Raw genomic sequence first — 3,816 nt, forward strand, 5'->3', positions numbered from 1 at the left:
ACTCCTGGTGGAGTGGCCGAGAGGCGAGGCAACGGCCTGCAAAGCCGTCTACACGGGTTCAAATCCCGTCTCCACCTCCAAGGACGATTAGCTCAGCGGGAGAGCGCTTCCCTGACACGGAAGAGGTCACTGGTTCAATCCCAGTATCGTCCACCGCCCGGAGCCCCGGCCGTCTCGTACGGCCGGGGCTCCTTGGTGTTCCGCTCGCGCCTGTCTCAGCTGGAGAACAGCATGTGGCCGAAGCTCTTCTGGCGGTGGTGGCCGTGGTGGTGTCCGTGGCCGCCGTGCGGGGCACCCCAGGCGGGGGCGGCGGGGTAGGCCTGCGGGGCGCCCGGGGGCGGCGGCGCCGGCTGGGCCCACTGGCTCTCCATCCGGGTCAGCGCCTCCAGCTCGCCGTAGTCCAGGAATATCCCGCGGCAGCCACTGCACTGCTCGATCTGGACGCCGTTGCGGTTGTACGTGTGCATCGGTGCGTGGCACTTCGGACAATGCATCGTCGGCTCAACTCCTCGCCGGTAGGTCCTGCTTCGCGTTTCGCCAGGACAGACTCTGTCCGGCTGCGGTCGGTTGCACCCTACTCGGCGTGACCGTCGCCCAACTCGCGGGGATCTTGGCCGGGCAGGGCCACCATGCGCGCGCAGGCGTCGACCAGTGACCGTTCGACGTCCTCCAGCGGCCGGTCCGCCGCGACGGCCTTCGTGACGGCGCGCGCGGCGGTCTGCGCGGTGAGCGCGCGGGCGGGGACGTCCAGGGCCGGCCAGGGATCGCCGCCGGGCGGTACGGCGGTGCCGCCGGCGGCACGGTAGGCGGCCAGGAAGCGGGTCCACTCCTCGGGCCGGAGCAGCCCGCACGCGTACCAGGCGGCGGGGCGGGCCAGGTCCCAGGCGGGTACACCCCGGCCGAGGTCGTCGACGTCGATCAGCAGCCACGGACCGTCGGGCGCGGGGTGGCGTACGAGCTGGCCGAGGTGGAGATCGCCGTGGCACAGCGTGCCGGTGTCCGGCAGGGCGGCGGCGCCGCGCGCCCAGGCGGGCAGCGCGGACCAGGCGCGCAGGACGGGGGCGGTGGCGGGATGGTGCGGTGCGGTGACCCGGAGCCGGTCGAGAGCGGCGGCGGCCTTGGCGGGGCCGCGCGTCAGAGGTGCCGTGGCGGGGACCGGGGCCCGGTGGAGACGGGCGAGGAGCGTGCCGACCGCCTCCCAGGGAGCGGCGTCCGGGTCGGCCGGGTCCACGGGGACGCCGTACGGCCAGCACGTCACGAGCCGGCCGTGCAGTTCGGCGGGGACGGTGCCGAGCGGGGGAAGCAGGACGCCAGGAAGACAGGCCGCGAGGGTGAGGCGGTGAACGAGGGCGTCACGGTCGGCGTCGGGGGCATGGGCCTTGGCGACGATGTCGCCGTGCCGGACGACGGTCGTGTCCGACCTGTCCGCCAACGTGGCCGCACCGCAGGGACAGGCGTCGTGGTCCACCCCCGGGGGATGGGCCTGTGCTCTGACACGGGCGGTCAGGGCGGGAAGAAGCGTCACGGGGATCGAGCGTACGGGGTCCTGCCGAGACCGCTGCCGGACGCCGCCACCGGGGCGGCGCCCTGACGGCCGTACACCGCACGCACCGTCAGTCGCGTACGGCGACAAGGGGACGGGGCGGGGGTGTCCGCCCGCAGCGGACGGCGCGCGCAGACACACCGAAAGCGCCACGCGCACCCCCACCGACCCCGCACGGGCGCCGCAGGTATCCCACCGGCACCACAAGCACCCCGATCGACACGCACAGCAATGCCGGCGCAGCTCCCCAGCTGCGCCGGCATCTGTGCCGTCCGCCGCACCCCCGTCCCCACGGGGTTTCATGGGTGGATGTCCCCGCCCGGACCGCTCTTCCGGGCCTGAGGTCGCCGCTCAGCGCCCCAGCACCACACCCACGGACGACGCCTGTGTGGTCACCGTCTCCCACCCGTCGAAGACGAGCAGGAGCAGGACCGCCAACGGAAGGGCCATGAGCGTCGCCACCAGTGGGTGACGACGGCCCTGGCGACGGGACCGCCGCGTGCGGACCAGCGTCCGCGGTGCTGTCAGTGCCATGATCCCTCCCCTGGCCTCTTCCGTTGTCTCCGGTTGTCCGTCTGGCAGCGGCGGGCGTCTGACCTCGGGGGACGAGTACTGCACCCGCCGCTTGACCTCAAATCTAGGCGTCCCCCGCCGACCGCACGTCATGCCCTCGTACCGATTGCCGGGCCTCCCGGAGGATGAGTGCCGACCAGGGGCGTACTCCCGTGGGTGGAGACGACGGCCCTGGTCTAGGGGTGTTCCCCGAGGGGTTCACCCACTCTGCACGGCTTTCTCGGACTTCTCGGCTTTCTCCGGACCGTCCTCCCGCGGCACCGGCTGCTCCACCAGCGCCAGCACCCGGTTCGCCATGAAGCGCGCGGTCCGGATCACCGAGCCGTTGCGCGTGACTTCGCTCACCTCCACCACCCCTCTGCGCACCGCCGTCTCCACCCGGCGCCCGGCCCGGCTGGCCACCACCTCGTACGTCCGCGTCGTGTCCCCCGCGTCCACGACTATCTCCACCCGGTCACCCTTCACGGCCCCAATCCCCCTTCTCGGACAGCGGGTTGACGTCCGGATCCCTACCGATCCGACCCGTTCGCCCCTTCTCTGACCACCCCTCAATTCTCCCACCGCCCACTGACAATCGATCGAACCCGGAGGGCGCGGCCTCTGCGCGCGGGCGGCCACGGGTACGTAAGCTGTGGCTCGTCACAGGGACCGGGCAGCGGGGATGAACATGGCGATGATGCGCCTGAGGCGCGAGGACCCGCGCGTCGTCGGCTCGTTCAGGCTTCACAGGCGGCTCGGCGCGGGCGGTATGGGCGTGGTCTACCTGGGCTCCGACCGGAAGGGCCAGCGGGTCGCGCTGAAGGTGATCCGGCCCGACCTGGCGGAGGACCAGGAGTTCCGGTCGCGGTTCGCCCGCGAGGTCTCCGCGGCGCGCCGCATCAGAGGCGGCTGCACCGCCCGGCTGGTCGCCGCCGACCTGGAGGCGGACCGGCCCTGGTTCGCCACGCAGTACGTGCCGGGCCCGTCCCTGCACGACAAGGTCGCCGACGAGGGCCCGCTGGGCGCCGCCGACGTCGCCGCGGTGGGGGCCGCCCTCTCCGAGGGGCTCGTCGCCGTGCACGAGGCCGGGGTCGTGCACCGGGACCTGAAGCCCTCCAACATCCTGCTCTCCCCCAAGGGCCCCCGCATCATCGACTTCGGCATCGCCTGGGCGACCGGTGCCTCCACGCTGACGCACGTCGGCACGGCGGTCGGCTCCCCCGGCTTCCTCGCCCCGGAGCAGGTGCGCGGCGCGACGGTCACGCCGGCCACGGACGTCTTCTCGCTCGGCGCCACCCTGGCGTACGCCTCGATGGGGGACTCGCCGTTCGGGCACGGCAGTTCCGAGGTGATGCTGTACCGCGTGGTGCACGAGGAGGCGCAGCTGCACGGCGTCCCCGACGCCCTCGCCCCCCTGGTGCGGGCGTGTCTGGCGAAGGACCCCGAGGAGCGGCCCAGCACGTTGCAGCTGTCGCTGCGGCTGAAGGAGATCGCCGCGCGCGAGGCCCAGGGCATCACCGACGTACGGCCGCCCGCCCCGCGCGCGGGTGAGGCGGACCGGCCCACGGGCCGGCTCGCCGACACCTACCCGGAGCGCGCGCAGCGGCGTCCGCAGGGACAGGGCTCCCCGGGGACGCCCGCCCCGCGCGGCACGACGGGGTCCCGTGGCCCAGGACCGGGACGCGGGGCGACGCCGTCACGCGGCGGCCGCTCCCGGGACG

At 73.6% G+C, this 3,816-nt stretch carries 5 protein-coding genes and 2 tRNA genes; 3 read left to right on the forward strand and 4 right to left on the reverse strand.

Going from position 1 to position 3,816, the window contains the following annotated elements; genetic code table 11:
- Window positions 1-6 precede the first annotated feature (6 nt).
- A tRNA-Cys gene (locus UW392_RS16420) sits at window positions 7-80 on the forward strand.
- Between the two features lies 1 nt (window position 81).
- Window positions 82-153 (forward strand) — tRNA-Val (locus UW392_RS16425).
- Between the two features lie 62 nt (window positions 154-215).
- Here the strand turns inward: UW392_RS16425 and UW392_RS16430 are convergent.
- From UW392_RS16430 to UW392_RS16445, 4 genes are all read right to left on the reverse strand, one after another.
- The gene (locus UW392_RS16430) at window positions 216-494 is read right to left on the reverse strand and encodes a zf-TFIIB domain-containing protein (RefSeq protein WP_320775750.1); all 279 of its coding nucleotides are present in this window, start codon (window positions 492-494) and stop codon (window positions 216-218) included.
- 80 nt (window positions 495-574) lie between these two features.
- Window positions 575-1,531, reverse strand: coding sequence for an aminoglycoside phosphotransferase family protein (locus UW392_RS16435; protein WP_320775754.1), 957 nt, complete (start codon window positions 1,529-1,531; stop codon window positions 575-577).
- A 363-nt stretch (window positions 1,532-1,894) separates the two neighbouring features.
- Entirely contained in the window at window positions 1,895-2,077 is a 183-nt protein-coding gene (locus UW392_RS16440; protein ID WP_320775751.1) for a hypothetical protein, read from the reverse strand.
- Window positions 2,078-2,314: 237 nt separating this feature from the next.
- Complete coding sequence (locus UW392_RS16445; RefSeq protein ID WP_320775752.1) at window positions 2,315-2,581, reverse strand: hypothetical protein; 267 nt, start codon at window positions 2,579-2,581, stop codon at window positions 2,315-2,317.
- A 196-nt stretch (window positions 2,582-2,777) separates the two neighbouring features.
- Here UW392_RS16445 and UW392_RS16450 point away from each other — a divergent pair.
- Window positions 2,778-3,816: serine/threonine-protein kinase (locus tag UW392_RS16450; protein ID WP_320775753.1), on the forward strand; the 1,039-nt coding region annotated here is incomplete at its 3' end.

The organism is Streptomyces sp. CRN 30 (genome assembly GCF_034105845.1).